This window comes from Microbacterium wangchenii (assembly GCF_004564355.1).
Classification (GTDB): domain Bacteria; phylum Actinomycetota; class Actinomycetes; order Actinomycetales; family Microbacteriaceae; genus Microbacterium; species Microbacterium wangchenii.
In genome coordinates, this window is the sequence record NZ_CP038266.1 from 2,959,985 (window position 1) to 2,976,358 (window position 16,374).

At 71.8% G+C, this 16,374-nt stretch carries 14 protein-coding genes; 8 read left to right on the forward strand and 6 right to left on the reverse strand.

Features of this window, described 5'->3' with window-relative positions; genetic code table 11:
• Nucleotides 1–66 precede the first annotated feature (66 nt).
• From E4K62_RS14380 to E4K62_RS14395, 4 genes are all read left to right on the forward strand, one after another.
• Nucleotides 67–1,329 carry an aminotransferase class V-fold PLP-dependent enzyme gene (locus E4K62_RS14380; protein ID WP_135068599.1) on the forward strand — a complete coding sequence of 421 codons (1,263 nt, stop codon included), beginning with the start codon at nt 67–69 and terminating at the stop codon, nt 1,327–1,329.
• Nucleotides 1,326–1,760 (forward strand): Fe-S cluster assembly sulfur transfer protein SufU, encoded by a 435-nt coding sequence (gene sufU / locus E4K62_RS14385; protein WP_135068601.1) that lies wholly within the window; start codon nt 1,326–1,328, stop codon nt 1,758–1,760. Before E4K62_RS14380 ends, sufU begins: the two co-directional genes overlap by 4 nt.
• A 172-nt stretch (nt 1,761–1,932) precedes the next feature.
• Nucleotides 1,933–3,363 carry a cystathionine beta-synthase gene (locus tag E4K62_RS14390; protein WP_135071403.1) on the forward strand — a complete coding sequence of 477 codons (1,431 nt, stop codon included), beginning with the start codon at nt 1,933–1,935 and terminating at the stop codon, nt 3,361–3,363.
• Nucleotides 3,360–4,535 (forward strand): cystathionine gamma-synthase, encoded by a 1,176-nt coding sequence (locus E4K62_RS14395; RefSeq protein WP_240742706.1) that lies wholly within the window; start codon nt 3,360–3,362, stop codon nt 4,533–4,535. The genes E4K62_RS14390 and E4K62_RS14395 overlap by 4 nt, the downstream gene beginning before the upstream one ends.
• 299 nt (nt 4,536–4,834) lie before the next feature.
• Here E4K62_RS14395 and E4K62_RS14400 read toward each other — a convergent pair whose 3' ends face one another.
• The 3 genes from E4K62_RS14400 to E4K62_RS14410 form a co-directional block, all read right to left on the reverse strand.
• The gene (locus E4K62_RS14400; protein WP_135068603.1) at nt 4,835–7,201 is read right to left on the reverse strand and encodes a phosphoketolase family protein; all 2,367 of its coding nucleotides are present in this window, start codon (nt 7,199–7,201) and stop codon (nt 4,835–4,837) included.
• Between the two features lie 9 nt (nt 7,202–7,210).
• Complete coding sequence (locus E4K62_RS14405) at nt 7,211–8,101, reverse strand: SDR family oxidoreductase (RefSeq protein ID WP_276321924.1); 891 nt, start codon at nt 8,099–8,101, stop codon at nt 7,211–7,213.
• 63 nt (nt 8,102–8,164) lie between these two features.
• Nucleotides 8,165–8,743 (reverse strand): Dps family protein, encoded by a 579-nt coding sequence (locus tag E4K62_RS14410; RefSeq protein ID WP_135068605.1) that lies wholly within the window; start codon nt 8,741–8,743, stop codon nt 8,165–8,167.
• Between the two features lie 177 nt (nt 8,744–8,920).
• On the opposite strand from E4K62_RS14410, the gene E4K62_RS14415 reads away from it, so the two are divergent.
• Nucleotides 8,921–10,732 carry a glycoside hydrolase family 15 protein gene (locus E4K62_RS14415; protein WP_135068607.1) on the forward strand — a complete coding sequence of 604 codons (1,812 nt, stop codon included), beginning with the start codon at nt 8,921–8,923 and terminating at the stop codon, nt 10,730–10,732.
• An 8-nt stretch (nt 10,733–10,740) separates the two neighbouring features.
• Here the strand turns inward: E4K62_RS14415 and E4K62_RS14420 are convergent, their stop codons facing one another.
• The 3 genes from E4K62_RS14420 to E4K62_RS14430 form a co-directional block, all read right to left on the reverse strand.
• Entirely contained in the window at nt 10,741–11,235 is a 495-nt protein-coding gene (locus E4K62_RS14420) for a GNAT family N-acetyltransferase (RefSeq protein ID WP_135068609.1), read from the reverse strand.
• A gap of 186 nt (nt 11,236–11,421) precedes the next feature.
• Entirely contained in the window at nt 11,422–11,877 is a 456-nt protein-coding gene (locus tag E4K62_RS14425) for an SRPBCC family protein (RefSeq protein WP_135068611.1), read from the reverse strand.
• 109 nt (nt 11,878–11,986) lie between these two features.
• Complete coding sequence (locus E4K62_RS14430) at nt 11,987–13,768, reverse strand: gamma-glutamyltransferase family protein (RefSeq protein ID WP_135068613.1); 1,782 nt, start codon at nt 13,766–13,768, stop codon at nt 11,987–11,989.
• A gap of 70 nt (nt 13,769–13,838) precedes the next feature.
• On the opposite strand from E4K62_RS14430, the gene E4K62_RS14435 reads away from it, so the two are divergent.
• From E4K62_RS14435 to E4K62_RS14445, 3 genes are read left to right on the forward strand one after another with little or no spacing between them, the layout of a single operon-like run.
• Nucleotides 13,839–14,768 carry a metal ABC transporter substrate-binding protein gene (locus E4K62_RS14435; protein WP_135068615.1) on the forward strand — a complete coding sequence of 310 codons (930 nt, stop codon included), beginning with the start codon at nt 13,839–13,841 and terminating at the stop codon, nt 14,766–14,768.
• Nucleotides 14,765–15,505, forward strand: a complete 741-nt coding sequence (locus tag E4K62_RS14440) for a metal ABC transporter ATP-binding protein (protein ID WP_135068617.1) — start codon at nt 14,765–14,767, stop codon at nt 15,503–15,505. The genes E4K62_RS14435 and E4K62_RS14440 overlap by 4 nt, the downstream gene beginning before the upstream one ends.
• Nucleotides 15,502–16,371 carry a metal ABC transporter permease gene (locus tag E4K62_RS14445; protein WP_135068619.1) on the forward strand — a complete coding sequence of 290 codons (870 nt, stop codon included), beginning with the start codon at nt 15,502–15,504 and terminating at the stop codon, nt 16,369–16,371. The genes E4K62_RS14440 and E4K62_RS14445 overlap by 4 nt, the downstream gene beginning before the upstream one ends.
• Nucleotides 16,372–16,374 lie beyond the last annotated feature (3 nt).

The following is a 16,374-nucleotide window of genomic DNA, read 5'->3' on the forward strand; positions in this document are numbered from 1 at the left end:
ACGCCCGCGGCGGCGCCGGACGAGAGAGACTGGATGCAGGCCCATGCGGCCGATGACGGAGGAACCATGACGATGCCACGCTCGACGGCGATGCGCCAGGCGCGCGCCGACTTCCCGTTCGTCCAGCGGCGGCCGGGACAGGTGTACCTCGACTCCGCCGCGACGTCCCAGCCGCCGGCGGTGGTCCTCGATGCCCAGCGCACATTCACCGAGACCGCCTACGCCGCCGTCCACCGCGGCTCCAGCGCCGCCACCGGATCGGCGACCACCGCGTTCGAATCGGCACGTGCCCGCATCGCCCGCTTCGTCGGCGCCGGCGATGACGAGATCGTGTGGACCGAGAACGCCACCGACGCCATCAACCTGCTCGCGTGGTCGCTCACGGATGCCGCACACGAAGGCGGCGAGGGCGCCTGGGTGCTGCATCCGGGCGATGAGATCGTCATCACCGAGGCGGAGCACCACGCCAACCTCGTGCCGTGGCAGCGGCTGGCCGCGCGCACCGGCGCGATCCTGCGCGCCGTGCCGGTGGACGATGACGGGCTGTGGACGCTCGACGCCATGGCCGGCGTCGTGTCCGAGCGCACCCGGCTCATCGCCTTCGCCCACGTCTCCAACGTGACCGGATTCGTCGCACCGGTGGAGGACGTCGTCGCCCTCGCCGCCCGCCACGGCGCGCTGACCTTCCTCGACGCGTGCCAATCCGCCCCGCATCGTCCGCTCGACCTGCACGGCCTCGGCGTGGATTTCGCCGCCTTCTCCGCGCACAAGATGCTCGGGCCCACCGGCATCGGCGTCCTCTACGGCCGCACAGAGCTCCTCAACGCCCTGCCGCCCGGGCGCACGGGCGGCTCTGCGATCACGACCGTGACGCTCGAGTCCGCGGGCTTCCTCCCCGCACCGCACCGGTTCGAGCCGGGCACGCAGCCGGTCGTGCAGGCCGTCGGCTTCGCCGCCGCGGCGGACTATCTCGACGATCTGGGCTTGACCGCGGTCGCCGAGCGCGAGCACGAGCTCGCGCAGGCGCTCGTGGACACCGTCGTGCGCGTCCCCGGCGTGCGGATTCTCGGCCCCGCGCCCGGCGCCGAGCGCGCCGCCCTGGTGAGCTTCGTCGTCGACGGCGTGCACCCCCACGACGTCGGGCAGTTCCTCGACGACCGCGGCGTGACGGTGCGCACCGGCCACCACTGCGCCCAGCCGCTGCACCGCCGGCTCGGCGTGCCGGCCACGACCCGCGCCAGCGCCTACGTCTACACGACCGACGACGACATCGCCGCCCTCGGCGAAGCCCTCGCCGAGGTGCGCGGATTCTTCGGAGCCGACCGATGAGCGATCTGAACGACCTGTACCGCGAGGTCATCCTCGATCACAGCCGGCGTCCGATCGGCCGCGGCGACGTGTCGGGGTTCGCCACGACTCACCACGAACTGAACCCCACGTGCGGCGACGAGATCACCCTCGGCGTCGAGGTGGCCCCCGACGGCCGCATCAGCGCGCTGGCGTGGGACGGATCGGGATGCAGCATCTCCACGGCATCCGCGTCGGTCATGTCCGATCTCGTCCGCAACAGCACGCGCGAGCAGGCGGTGGAGCTGATCGCCGATTTCCGCGCCCTCATGCGCGGCGGCGGGGAGGTGGAACCGGCGGAGAGCCTCGGGGATGCGGCGGCGTTCGCAGGAGTGTCGCGCCTGGTGACGCGCGTGAAGTGCGCGATGCTCCCGTGGGTGGCGCTGGAGGCCTGCCTGCGCACGGCCCCGTAGCGGCGGCGGAGCGCCCGGGCCGGATGCCGGGACCGCAGGTTGCACGAAAGCCGGCCGCCGATATGCTGGTGCCGTGCAGACCTGTCGTTGTTGTCGCTGAGCGCGTTCGCGCCCCTTCGACGACCTCTGCCCATCCCGCGTCCGAACGCGGCCCACTGAAGGAATGCACCCCGTGCGCTACGCCTCGAGCGTGACCGACCTCATCGGCGACACCCCCCTCGTCCGCCTCAACCGTGTGACCGACGGCATCGCCGCCACCGTGCTGGCGAAGATCGAGTTCGTCAATCCCGGCGGATCGTCCAAGGACCGGATCGCCGCGAACATCATCGACGCCGCCGAACGCAGCGGCGCGCTCGGCCCCGGCGGCACCATCGTCGAGCCCACCAGCGGCAACACGGGCGTGGGGCTGGCGCTGTACGCGCAGCAGCGCGGGTACCGCTGCGTGTTCGTCGTGCCCGACAAGGTCTCCGACGACAAACGCGCGGTCCTGCGCGCGTACGGCGCCGAGGTCGTCGTCGCGCCTACCGCGGTCGCGCCGGACGATCCGCGCTCCTACTACAGCGTCTCGCGGCGCATCGTCGAGGAGACCCCCGGCGCATTCATGCCCAACCAGTACGACAACCCCAACGGCCCCCGCAGCCACTACGAGAGCACGGGTCCGGAGATCTGGCGCGATACCGACGGGGCGCTCACCCACTTCGTCGCCGGCGTCGGCACGGGCGGCACGATCAGCGGCACCGGGCGGTACCTCAAGGAGGTCTCCGACGGTGCCGTGCGCATCGTCGGCGCGGATCCCGAGGGCTCGGTGTACTCCGGCGGCACGGGCCGCCCCTACTTCGTCGAGGGCGTCGGCGAGGACTTCTGGCCCGGCGCCTACGACCCGGCGGTGGTCGACGCGGTCGAGGCCGTCAGCGATGCCGAGTCGTTCGCGATGACTCGGCGCCTCGCGCGCGAGGAGGGGCTGCTCGTCGGCGGCTCCAGCGGCATGGCCGTGGTCGCGGCACTGCGGGTGGCGCGAGACCTCCCTGCCGAGGCCGTGGTCGTCGTGATCCTGCCCGACAGCGGGCGCGGATACCTCGCGAAGGTCTTCTCCGATCCCTGGATGCGGACGCACGGGTTCGCTGTGGATGCGCCGGCCTCCGGTCGCACGGTGTCGGATCTGCTCGCCGAGCGCGGCGAGCGCGCGCTCCCGGTGATCGCCGCATCCGCCACCGCCGGCGAAGCGCTGGCAGCGCTCGGCCGCGCGGGCGTGGACGTGGCCCCCGTGGCATCCGCCGCCGATCCCGTGCTCGGCGAGGTGTCGGGCGCCGTGCACGCGACGACGCTGCGCGCGGCCTCCCCCGGCACTCCGGTCGCCGATCTCGTCGCCGCTCCGCTCCCGCTCGTGGGCGTGGGGACACCCGCCGACGAAGCGATCGAGCTCGTCTCGACCGCCGGGGCCGTGCTCGTGGCCGCCACAGGTCGCCCCGTCGCCCTGCTCACGACCGCCGACCTTCCCGCCGCCGCGGTCTCCCCCGCATCCGTCATCCCCGCTTCCGCGCCCGCTTCCGCTTCCGCTTCCGCGCCCGCTTCCGCTTCCGCTTCCGAAGGAGCCTCCTCGTGATCGCCGATTCCGCCGCACATTCCTCCGACGGCCTCGCCTTCGACAGCCTCGCCGTGCACGCCGGGCAGTCGGCCGATCCGGGCACCGGCGCGGTCATCCCGCCCGTGCACTTCTCCACCACCTATGTGCAGGACGGCATCGGCAACCTGCGCGCCGGCTACGAGTACGGCCGCAGCGGGAACCCCACGCGCCACGCGCTCGAAGAGCAGCTGGCTGCGCTGGAGGGCGGGCGCCACGGAGTGTCGTTCGCGTCCGGGCTCGCCGCGGAGGACGCGCTGCTGCGCGCGGCCCTCCGGCCGGGTGACGAGGTGCTGCTCGGCAACGACGTCTACGGCGGCACGTACCGGCTCCTCTCCCGCATCCTCGGGCCGTGGGGGGTGTCGCTGCGCGTCGTGGACATGAGCGACCTGGGAGCCGTCGCGGCGGCGATCGCCGTGGGCGCCCCGCAGATCCTGTGGGTGGAGACCCCGAGCAACCCCCTCCTGCGGGTGACCGACATCGCCGGGCTCGCACGCCTGGGCCACGACGCCGGCGCGCTCGTCGTGGTGGACAACACCTTCGCCTCCCCCGCGCTGCAGCGCCCGCTCGCGCACGGGGCCGATGTCGTCGTGCACTCCACGACGAAGTACCTCGGCGGCCACTCCGACGTCGTCGGCGGCGCCCTGGTGCTGAACGACGACGCCCTCGCCGAGCAGGTGCGCTTCCTGCAGTTCGCCGCCGGCGCCGTGTCCGGCCCCATGGACGCGTGGCTGACGTCACGCGGCATCAAGACCCTCGGGCTGCGGATGCAGCGGCACAGCGAGAACGGGCTCGCGCTCGCGCGCTTCCTGGACGAGGACGACCGGGTCGCCCGCGTGTACTACCCGGGGCTGCCGACGCACCCCGGTCACGACATCGCGGCCGCGCAGATGTCGGCGTTCGGCGGCATCGTCTCCGTCGAACTCGCCGACGCCGCATCCGCCCGCCGCTTCGCGGAGTCGCTACGCCTGTTCCAGCTCGCCGAGTCGCTCGGTGGCGTCGAATCGCTCGTGAACTACCCCGATGAGATGACGCACGCGTCGGTGCGCGGCACGGAGCTCGCGGTGCCCGCCGAGGTCGTGCGCCTCTCGGTCGGCATCGAGTCGCTCGACGACCTCCGCGCCGACCTCGACCAGGCGCTCTCGGCCGGCTGATTCGCTCTCACGGCCGCCTCCCTCCGTTCAGAATTCAGGAGACACGCCGCGCCGCGGCATCCCCAGCCCGGCGAAACCCCCGGATCTCCTGAGTTCTGCGCACCGCGGTGGGCTGGCGGCCGTCGCCCCGCAGCCGGAGCGGCACGCCCCCTCACCGGGATGCACCCTCATCGCGGCAACCGCAGCGACGCCGGGTGCGGCCCCCGGCCTGCGCAGAATTCAGGAGACACGCCGCGCCGCGGCATCCCCAGCCCGGCGAAACCCCCGGATCTCCTGAGTTTTGCGCACCGCGGTGGCGGTCAGGCGTGCGCCGCGCCCCACCGCCACCCCGCGATGGCGGGCTCGTCCTCGCCGTGCTCGCGCGTGTAGGCGCGGGCGCGGGCTCGGCGATCCAGCAGGTCCTGGCGCAACCCGGCATAGCGAGCCGCGCCCCCGGGCACCCGGTCGAGTGCGTCGATGGCGAGCTGGAAGCGGTCGAGATCGTTGAGCATCACCATGTCGAACGGAGTGGTGGTCGTCCCGCGCTCCTTGTACCCGCGCACGTGGAGATTGTCGTGCCCGTGCCGGCGATACGTGAGGCGGTGAACGAGCCACGGATAGCCGTGGAACGCGAAGATCGTCGGCACGTCGGGCGGGAAGTACCCGTCGAAGTCCGCGTCGCTCAGACCGTGCGGATGCTGATCCTCGGACTGCAGGCGCATGAGGTCGACGACGTTGACGACCCGGGTGGACAGATCCGGCGCGTGCTCGGCCAGGATCGCGGCGGCGGCGAGGGTCTCGTGCGTGGGGACGTCCCCGGCTGCCGCGAGCACCACGTCGGGGGCCCGCCCCTCCTGCTCGGCGCCCGCCCATGCGAACGTGCCCAGCCCGCGGCGGCAGTGGGCGATGGCCTCGTCCATGCCCAGCCACTGCGGTGAGGGCTGCTTGCCGGCCACCACGACGTTGATGTAGTCCACCGACCGCAGGCAGTGGTCGTACGTGCTCAGCAGCGTGTTGGCGTCGAAGGGCAGGTACACCCGCACGATCTCGGCGCTCTTGTTCACCGCGACGTCCAGGAATCCGGGGTCCTGATGCGTGAAGCCGTTGTGGTCCTGGCGCCATACGTGGCTGGAGAGCAGGTAGTTGAAGCTGGCGATCGGCGCGCGCCACACGAGCGGACGTGAGGCCTCGAGCCACTTCGCGTGCTGGTTGAACATCGAATCGACGATGTGCACGAACGCTTCGTAGCTGTTGAACACGCCGTGCCGCCCGGTGAGCAGATACCCCTCGAGCCACCCCTGGCACTGGTGCTCGCTGAGCACCTCCATCACCCGCCCGGCACGGGCGAGGTGCTCGTCCAGCGATGAGAACTCCGCGTTCCACTGCTTGTCGGTCGCGTCGTACACGGCCGGCGCGAGCCGGTTGGAAGCGGTCTCGTCAGGCCCGAAGATCCGGAAGGTGCGGGGATTGCGCCGGATGACCTCGGCGAAGAAGCGCCCGAGAACGGCCGTGGCCTGGGCGTCCTCGGCTCCCGGCGCACCGACCGGGACGGCGAAGTCGCGGAAGTCGGGCAGGTCGAGGTCGGCGCGGATGGTGCCGCCGTTGGCGTGCGGCGTCGCCGACATGCGCCGCTCGCCGTCGGGGGCGAGCGCGACGGTGTCGGGCAGCGGTGCACCGTCGTCGCCGAACAGCTCCTCCGGCCGGTACGAGCGGAGCCACTCCTCGAGCTGCCGGAGGTGCTCCTCGGTGTCGCGCGCGGAGGGGAGCGGCACCTGGTGCGCACGCCACGTGCCCTCCACGGGCAGTCCGTCGACCTCCTTCGGGCCGGTCCAGCCCTTCGGCGAGCGCAGGATGATCATCGGCCAGATCGCGCGCTCGGTGGAGCCGTCCTCACGCGCGGCCCGTTGGATGTCGCGGATGCGGTCCAGCGCGCCGTCCAGCGCCTCGGCGAACACTCGATGCACGTGGGCCGGCTCGTCGTCGGCATCGAAGGACACCAGGATCGGATCGTGGCCGTACCCCCGCAGGAGGCTCAGCAGCTCGTCATCGGGGATGCGGGCCAGCAGCGTCGGGTTGGCGATCTTCCAGCCGTTGAGGTGGAGGATCGGCAGCACGGCGCCGTCGGTGATGGGGTCGACGAACTTGTTGCCGTGCCATCCGGTCGCCAGCGGTCCCGTCTCCGCCTCCCCGTCGCCCACGACGCAGAACACCGTGAGGTCAGGATTGTCGAACACCGCACCGTACGCGTGGCTGAGCGAGTAGCCCAGTTCGCCGCCCTCGTGGATGGATCCCGGCGTCTCGGGCGCCGCGTGACTGGGGATGCCGCCGGGGAAGGAGAACTGCCGGAACAGCCGCCGCATCCCCTCCTCGTCGCGCGTGATCCGCGGGTAGATCTCGGTGTACGTGCCGTCCAGCCACCCGCACGCCACGACGCCCGGCCCCCCGTGACCGGGACCGGCGATGTACAGCGCGTCGAGGTCGCGCTCGCGGATGGCGCGGTTGGCGTGCGCGTAGACGAGGGTGAGCCCTGGGACGGTGCCGAAGTGGCCGAGCAGCCGCGGCTTCACGTGCTCCCGCGTCAACGGCTCGCGCAGGAGCGGATTGTCGAGGAGGTAGATCTGCCCGACGCTGAGGTAGTTGGCCGCCCGCCACCACGCATGCAGGCGCTGCAGGGTCTCGTCGTCCATGGGGGGAACCTAGTGCATGGGCGAGCCGCCGGTCACGGCGATCGTCTCGCCGATGACGTAGCTGGCCTCCTGCGACGCGAGGAACACGAAGGCGGGCGCGAGCTCCACCGGCTGGGCGGCGCGGCCGATGGGGGTCTGCGCGCCGAACTGCTCGATCTTCTCGTTCGGCACGAAGGCGGGCTGCAACGGCGTCCACACCGGCCCCGGCGCCACGCCGTTGACCCGGATGCCGCGTTCGATGAGCTGCTGCGACAGCGCCCGGGTCCAGTTGGCGATGCCGGCCTTGGATACCGCGTATTCGGCGAGCGAAGGCGAGGGCTGGAACCCCTGGATGCTGGAGGTGGTGATGATGGCCGCCCCCGGCTGCAGGTGCGGCGACGCCGCCTTCGTCAGCCAGAAAAGCGGGTAGATGTTCGCCTTCACGACGTGGTCGAGGGTCTTCGTCTCGAAGTCGTCGATGCTGTCGACCGTGGGCATCGTGCCGGCGTTGATGACGAGGATGTCGATCCCGCCCAAGCCCGCCACGGCCTTCTCCACGACGTCGATGTTGGTCTGCTCGACCTGCAGGTCGCCGGGGAGGAGGACGGCGGTGCGCCCCTCCTTCTCCACGAGTGCGGCAACTTCCTCGGCCTGCGCCTGCTCCTCCGGGAGGTAGCTCAGCGCCACGTCGGCGCCTTCACGGGCGTAGGCGATCGCGATCGCGCGCCCGATGCCGGAGTCTGCACCGGTGATGAGGGCCTTGCGCCCCGGCAGCCGACCGAGCCCGATATAGGTGGTCTCGCCGTGGTCGGGGGCCGGATCCATCTGGTGGATGTCGCCCGGTCCCGACTGCTGCTGCGGCGGGAAGGGCGGGCGCGGGTACTGCGTGGTGGGGTCCTGTGCGGTGTACATGTCGGCCATGCCCGCCACGGTAGGAGCCCCGGCTGACCCGCCCACCGGGGTTGCGGCGGGCGGGCCCGGCGGCTATGCGCTGCGCGTGGAGGGGGTGCGGTTCTCGGCGCTGACCATCCAGGAGAGCTGCTCGAGCCGCTCCAGGACGGCGTGCAGGATGTCGGCGCTGGTGGGGTCCTCCTCGTCCACCTCGTCGTGCACCTCGCGGCACATGGAGGTGACGGCATCCAGGCGCTCGGTGATGAGGTCGATGACCTCGGCGGTGTCGATCTCGCCCTGCGGGAACTCCGGAAGGCTGGTCGTCTCGGCGACGGTGTCGCTGCGGCCGTCGGGCAGCGCGTGGAGGGAGCGCATGCGCTCGGCGACGGTGTCGCTGAATTCACGCGCGGATTCGATCACCTCGTCCAGCTGCAGGTGGGTGTCGCGGAAGTTCCTGCCCACGACGTTCCAGTGGGCCTGCTTGCCCTGGATCGACAGCTCGATGAGGTCGACGAGCACCTTCTGGAGGTTCTCGCTCAGCTCCGCGGATGCGGTGAAGCCGCTCTCGGCGTTCTCCTCCTTCGTCAGACCCGCCCCGGCTCCGCCGCGTGCGGGCCGGCGGCGGTTGCGCGTGGGGGCGCTCTTGGCGTCCTTCGCCTTCGTGGTGGCCATGGCTGTTCTCCTTGCACTCGGAAACGGGACGCCTGCGACGCTAGCGCGGCTCTCCTCGAGCGGGCCGGGGCTTGTCGCTGCCGCACCCCGTTGCTATGCGCGCCCCGAGCGATAGTCGACGTGCTGCCGCGGCGCAACCCCGCCCGGCGCGGCGTCCGAGCTTCCTAGCGTGGCGGCATGGCTTCCGCCGATGCGCCCCGTCACACCGACCTGCGTGAGTACGCGCCCATCGGTGACGGGCGGACGATCGCGCTGGTGGGGCGGCGAGGACAGATCGATTGGCTCCCCCTCCCGCACCTGGACTCGCTGCCCGTCTTCGCCGGGCTTCTCGACACCGAAACCGGCGGGCGGATCGAGCTCGAACCCGACGAGGAGTACACCGTGCGGCGGAGGTATCTCCCCCGCACCAACGTGCTCGAGACCACGTTCCGCACCGCGTCGGGATCAGCGAGGGTGACGGATGCGATGGTCACAGGGGTCGCCGGACGCCTGCCCTGGGCCGAGCTCGCCCGGCGGATCGAGGGGGTCGAGGGCAGCGTCCGGTTCCGGTGGCGCGTGCAGCCGGGGACGCGGCTGCAGACGGCCGCACCGTGGATCGAGGAGCGCGGGGGCGTGTCCATCCTGCGCGTGGGCGACATCTCCCTGGCCGTGGTCGGCGACGGTCACGGCACCGCCCACGCCCAGCCGGACGGCGATGACGGTCCGGCCGTGCACGGGTCGTTCGCGACACGCTCGGGATCCTCCTCGGTGCTGATCCTGGTCGCCACCGACGGCGAGCCTCTGCACCTGCCCGACCCGGGCAACGTGCAGCGCGGCATCGACCGCACCGTGGCGGGATGGCGCGCGTGGTCACGGGAGTTCTCCTACGACGGGCCGTGGCAGCGGGCGGTGCAGCGCAGCGCCCTGGCGCTGAAGCTTCTGGTCTACGCCCCCACCGGGGCCATCGCGGCGGCGGCCACCACATCGCTGCCGGAGAGCCCGCGCGGCGGCAAGAACTGGGACTACCGCTTCGCGTGGGTGCGCGACCTCGCGTACACGACGCATGCCCTGGTGCGGTTCGGCCTGCGCGAGGAGACCCACGCGGCGATCTCGTGGCTCCTGCAGACGATCCGGCAGAACGGCCCCGAACTGCACGTGTTCTATTCGCTGCGCGGGGAGGTGACGGACGGCGTGCACGAGTACGACGTCGGCGGATGGCGCGGCCTCGGGCCGGTCGTCACGGGCAACCCCGCGCACGGCCAGCTGCAACTGGGCGTCTACGGCGATCTGTTCGCGATCTGCCGCACGTACGTCGACGGCGGCAACATCCTCGACGTGGCCACCGGCCGGTCCCTCGCGGCGATGGCCGATCGCACGTGCGACCTGTGGCGGCAGCCGGATTCGGGGATGTGGGAGCTCCCCGAACTCCGCCACTACACGTCGTCGAAGATGGGCTGCTGGCAGGCACTCAACGACGCCGTGTTCCTCGCCGAACGCGACGCGATACCGGGCAACCCGGAACGGTGGCGTTCCGAGCGCGACCGGATCGCGGAGTGGGTGGCGCAGCACGGATGGTCGGAGGAGGCCGGCAGCTACGTCATGCACCCCGGCACGACCGACCTGGACACCTCCGTGCTGCTGCACGCCGAGAGCGGGTTCGACCGCGGCGAGCGGATGGCGGCCACGATCGACGCGATCACGCGCGACCTCGGCGCCGGGCCCCTCCTGTACCGGTACACCGGGATGGATCAGGAGGAGCACACCTTCGTCGCGGCGGCCTTCTGGCGCGTCTCGGCGCTGGCGTGCATCGGCCGACACCGGGAGGCGGTCGAGGCGATGGACGACCTGGTGTCACGGGCCAACGACGTGGGGATCTTCGCGGAGATGATCGCCGAGGACGACGGCGCATTCTGGGGCAACGTGCCCCAGGCCCTGAGCCACCTCGGCGTGGTCAGCGCCGCGCTCACGATCCGCGATCTCGTCCCCGCCGAGCTGCTCGACGGCCGGTGAGGAGCCGGTCAGGACCGCAGGTTCTTGCGGAGGAAGATCTGGTCCTCCCCCGTCTCGCCGCCGGCGCGCTCGGATTCGCGATACCCCTCCCGCGTGTACAGCCGGAGGTTGGCTTCACTCAGCCGCCCCGTGAACAGCTCCGCCTCGCGGGCTCCGGCCTCCCGGCCGCGCTCCTCCACGGCGTGCAGGATGAGCGAGCCCAGCCCTGCCCCCTGCATGTCGGGCGCGACGGCGATCCGGCCGATCAGCAGCAGATCCCCGTCGCGCTGCGCCCGCGCGGCGGCGACGATCCGTGACCCCGCGACGGCGACGCATCCGAGGTTCTCCACGAGCTCGGCCTCGAGCTCTTCGAGCGTCTGCGTCAGAGGCGGCATGTCCGCGTCGCCGTAGATGAGCGCCTCGGAGACGAACGCCGCCCGCTGTAGCGTCAGCACCTCGCCGGCGTCGGCCGGCGCGATGGGGCGGACCCGAGCCTGCGGCTCAGAGGACCGCGACGATGCCACGTGCGCTCAGCTCTGCCATCAGTTCCTCTTCGAAGATGTCGGCCTCGTCGCGAAGGTCGGCGTCGGCGGCGGTGCTCCCCTCGTTCATGGTGTCCTCCTGTGTGGAAATGCCTCCTTCCAGTGAACACGCCACAGCGCCCCGGCCGGACAGCGTTGACAACCGGGGCGCTGCTCGTTAGCGAGGGGTCAGCGAGGCACGTCCTCGCGCCACTGACCGGTCTCCGCGCCGCGGCTCTCGATGAACTCCTTGAAGTTCTTGAGGTCTTTCTTGACGGCGTGCTGGCCGACCCCGACGAGCGAGCCGACCTTCTCCAGCAGCCCCTCCGGCTCCCAGTCGATCTGCACGGTGACGCGCGTGGAGGTGTCGGAGAGCTTGTGGAAGGTCACGACGCCCGCGTGCTCGGTCTCCCCGCCGACGCTGCGCCACGCGACGCGCTCGTCGGGGTGCTGCTCGGTGACCTCCGCGTCGAACTCGCGCTCGGCGCCGCCGACCTTCACCTTCCAATGGAGGTGGGTGTCGTCGCGCTGCTGGATCGACTCGACCTCATCCAGGAAGGAGGGGAAGGTCTCGAACTGCGTCCACTGGTTGTATGCCGTGCTCACGGGCACGTCGACGTCGATGGTCTCGATGATCTGAACCATGTCACTCCTCGTGTGGTTTGGTGCGCCCAGCCCACCCCACGCGACCCGGGAAAGGGGAGGGATTGACAAGAGGCTGATGCGCGCTCGGCCCGGCCGCGACGGACGCGACTCAGCGCCCGGCGGCGTAACCGGACGCGCCGCGGGGATTCGCCGCGGCGGAGAGGATCCCGCCGGCGTCGCGGCCGACGGAGGACAGACGCCCCAGCGACCAGCCGTCGACGACCGTGACGGCGTGCCCGCGGGCGCGCAGGTCGTCCACGACGTCGGCGCCGAGGCGGGCTTCGACCACGACGCCGCACGGTTCCCATGCCCGCGGCCAGAACGAGCTCGGCAGGTGGGTCGTGTGGAAGGTCGGAGCGTCGATTGCGGCCTGCGCGGAGAATCCGCCGAGGATGCGGCGCAGCAGGTAGGGCACCTGCCACTGGTCCTGCTGGTCGCCGCCGGGGGTGCCGAGTGCCTCGATCACCTCGCCGTCGCGCTGCAGCAGGGTGGGCGACAGGGTCGTGCGGGGGCGGGCGCCGGGCCGCAGCGCCGCGGGTGCCGCCTCGTCCAGCCACGTCATCTGCAGCCGCGTGCCGGCGGCCAGCCCCAGCCCGGGCACCGCCGGGGAGGACTGCAGCCACCCGCCCGAGGGGGTGAGGCTCGCGATGTTGCCCGCCGCATCCACCACGTCCAGGTGGCACGTGTCGCCGCGGGTCTCGCCGTCGCTGCGCACGGTGGGCTCACCGACGCTGCCGCCCGCGCCACCGGCATCGGACACCAGCGGGGGCAGGAACGGCTCGCGTCCGGGCACGGCACCCGGTCGCCAGTCGGGGCTGGCCGCATCCGTGATCAGCGCGGCACGCTCGCGCGCGTACGCGTCGCTGAGCAGCACCTCCAGCACCTCGCGCGCGTCCTCTCCGTAGTACGCGTCGCGGTCGGCGAAGGCCAGCTTGAGGGCCTCGATGATGACATGTGCACCGCGCGCGCTGGCCGGGTCGAGCTCGTCGTCGGGGAAGGCCGACAGGATGGCGAGGGCCTGCAGCAGCACGGGCCCCGAGCCCCAGGCCGGGGCCTTGACGACGTCGATGCCGCGGAACCGGTAGGTCACCGGCTCCTCCCACGCGGCGTCGTATCCGCGCAGGTCCTCCGGCGCGAGCACTCCCGCGTACGCGCCGCCGTCGGAGTGGCGGTGGGGCCGGGCCAGGAACGCCGTGAGCTCGCGCGCGACGGATCCCTCCCGCCATTCCCGCAGCACCGCGTCGATGCGCTCGGTGCGCGATGACCCGGCTGCCGCGGCCAGCCGCCGCAGCGTGTGTGCCCACTCGGGATTGCAGAAGGTCTCCCCCGCCTCGGGGACCCGCCCGTCCGGCATCCACAGCGCCGCCGAGGTCGGCCAGTGCGCACGGAAGAGCTCGGCCACGGCGCCGACGGTCCGCGCCCAGGCCGGGGCGACGGGCACGCCGCGATCGGCGTACCCGATCGCGTAGGCGGCGACGTCGGCGAACTCCCACGTGCCGTGCTCGCGCAGGAGCAGCAGGAGCGCGGGGAAGGCGCCCGGGATCGCGGCGGCCAGGCCCCCCGCCCCCGGGACGGCCTCCAGTCCCAGCGACCGGTAGTGCGCGATGGTCGCCGCGGCCGGGGCGGCACCCTGGCCGGACAGCACGCGGGGCGCCCGCCCGCCGGGTGCGACCAAGCCCACGAGATCGCCGGCCGGGCCGTTCAAGTGGGGTTCGGCGACGTGCAGCACGAGGCATCCGGCCACCGCCGCGTCGAACGCGTTGCCGCCGCGCTCGAGCACGCTCTGCGCAGCGCCCGTCGCGAGCCAGTGGGTGGAAGAGGTCATCCCGAAGGATCCGGTCAGGGTCGGGCGCGTCGTGAAGGCCGGCGGAGTCCAGGGGGAGGGCGACATCGTCCCATTCTGACCTCTCCCCCGCGCCTGCGTCTTGCTTCACCACGGCGCGACGCAGTAGTTTTTCGGCATGCCGAAAAATCTCCGCCGAACGGTGACACTCGTGTCGATGGCGGCCCTCATGGCAGGGCTTCTCACCGGATGCGTCACCGCCTCGGCGACCCCCGGCGCGGACGATCGCCCCCGCGTGCTGACGACCTTCACCGTCCTGGCGGACATGGCGCGCAACGTCGCGGGCGATCACCTCGAGGTCGAGTCGATCACGAAGGTGGGCGCTGAGATCCACGGGTACGAGCCCACCCCCGGCGACGTCGCCAAGGCCGCCGAGGCCGACCTCATCCTGGACAACGGGCTGAATCTGGAGGCGTGGTTCGCGCAGTTCGTAGAGTCCGCCGATGTGCCCCACGTCGTGGTGTCGGAGGGGGTCGACATGATCGACATCACCGGCGACGCGTACGACGGCCGTCCGAACCCGCACGCGTGGATGAGCCCGCTCAACGCCCAGCGATACGTCGCGAACATGGTCGACGCCTTCAGCGAGCTCGCGCCCGAGCACGCCGACGACTTCGCCGCGAACGGCGAGGCGTACACGGCTGAGCTGCAGCAGATCCACGAGGAGCTGGTGAGCGAACTGGGGGCGCTGCCGGAGAACCAGCGCGCCCTCGTCACGTGCGAGGGCGCCTTCTCCTACCTCGCGCGCGACGCCGGTCTCACCGAGGCGTACATCTGGCCCGTCAACGCCGAGCAGCAGGCCACGCCGCAGCAGATCGCCGCGACGATCGAGTTCGTCGCCGACAACGACGTGCCCGCCGTCTTCTGCGAATCAACCGTGTCGGACAAGCCCATGCAGCAGGTCGTGGATGCCACGGGCGCGGAGTTCGGCGGCGTGCTCTATGTCGACTCCCTCTCCGAGGCGGAGGGCCCGGTGCCCACGTACCTCGACCTGCTCCGTCATGACACCGAGACGATCCTGGCCGCGCTGACCGGCGGCGCGCGGTGACACCCGCGATCACCGTCGAGGGGGTGACGGTCAGCTACGGCGATGTCGTCGCGCTCCGAGACGTGTCCCTCGAACTGGCGGCCGGAAGGGTGACGGGCCTGATCGGCATGAACGGATCGGGCAAGTCCACGCTGCTGAAGACCATCCTCGGGCTCATCCGTCCCGACTCCGGCACGGCGCAGGTGTCGGGCATGGCACCGGCGGTGGCGCGGCGGAAGGGCCTGATCGCGTCGGTGCCGCAGAGCGAAGTCGTCGACTGGGCCTTTCCCGTCTCGGTGCGCGACGTCGTGCTCATGGGGCGATACGGGCGGCTCGGCCCGACCCGGCGCCCGCGAGCGGCCGACGACGCCGCCGTCGACGAGGCCCTCGCCCGCGTGGACCTGACCGACCTGGCCGACCGGCAGATCGGCCGCCTCTCCGGGGGGCAGCGCAAACGCGCGTTCGTCGCACGGGGCATCGCCCAGGATGCGGCGGTGCTGCTGCTGGACGAACCGTTCGCGGGGGTCGACAAGACCTCCGAGGCCACCATCGTCCGTCTCCTGCGGGAGCTCGCCGCGGACGGCCGCACGGTCCTGGTCTCCACCCACGACCTCGCGGCCCTGCCGTCCCTCGCCGACGACGCCGTCGTGCTGCTCCAGCGCGTCGTGTTCCGCGGGTCCGTCGCCGACGCCCTGCAGCCCGACACCCTCGCGCGCGCCTTCGGCCTGGACGCCCCTCTCGAGGGAGGAACACGATGAACCTCCTCGACGTGCTTGTGGAGCCCCTGCAGTACGAGTTCATGACGCGCGCGATCCTCACCACGGTGATCGCCGCGGTCGTGTGCGCCATGCTGTCGTGCTGGCTGGTGCTCATCGGCTGGTCGCTCATGGGCGATGCGGTGTCGCACGCCGTGCTGCCCGGCGTCGTGCTCGCCTACGTCGTCGGCGCGCCGTTCGCACTGGGCGCGGTCGTCTTCGGCCTGCTCGCGGTCGCCCTGATCGGCGTCATCCGCGACACCAGCCGCGTGAAGGAGGATGCGGCGATCGGGATCGTCTTCACGACGCTGTTCGCGCTGGGCCTCGTGCTGATCTCGGTCACCCCGAGCCAGACCGACCTCAACCACATCATCTTCGGAAACATCCTGGGGGTGTCCACGGCCGACCTCGTCCAGATCGCGGCACTCGCGCTGGTCGCCTTCGCCGTGCTCGTGGTCAAGCGGCGCGACCTCACCCTGTACGCCTTCGATCCCGCCCACGCGTTCGCCATCGGGCTGTCGCCCCGCCTGCTGGGGGCGCTCCTGCTCGGTGTCCTGGCACTGACCGCCGTCGTGGCCCTTCAGGTGGTCGGCGTGATCCTGGTCGTCGCGCTGCTGATCATCCCCGGTGCGACGGCGTATCTGCTCACCGACCGGTTCGGCCGCATGCTCGTCATCGCACCGGTGATCTCGGCGCTGTCGTCGGTGCTCGGCATCTACCTGAGCTACTGGCTGGATGCCTCGTCGGCCGGGCTCGTCGTCCTCGTGCAGGGCGCGGTCTTCACAGCGGTGTATCTCTTCAGCCCCCGCCAGGGCATACTGGGGCGCCGCCGACGCGGAACGGCTCAGCCCGCCATGACGGCGGGCTGAGCC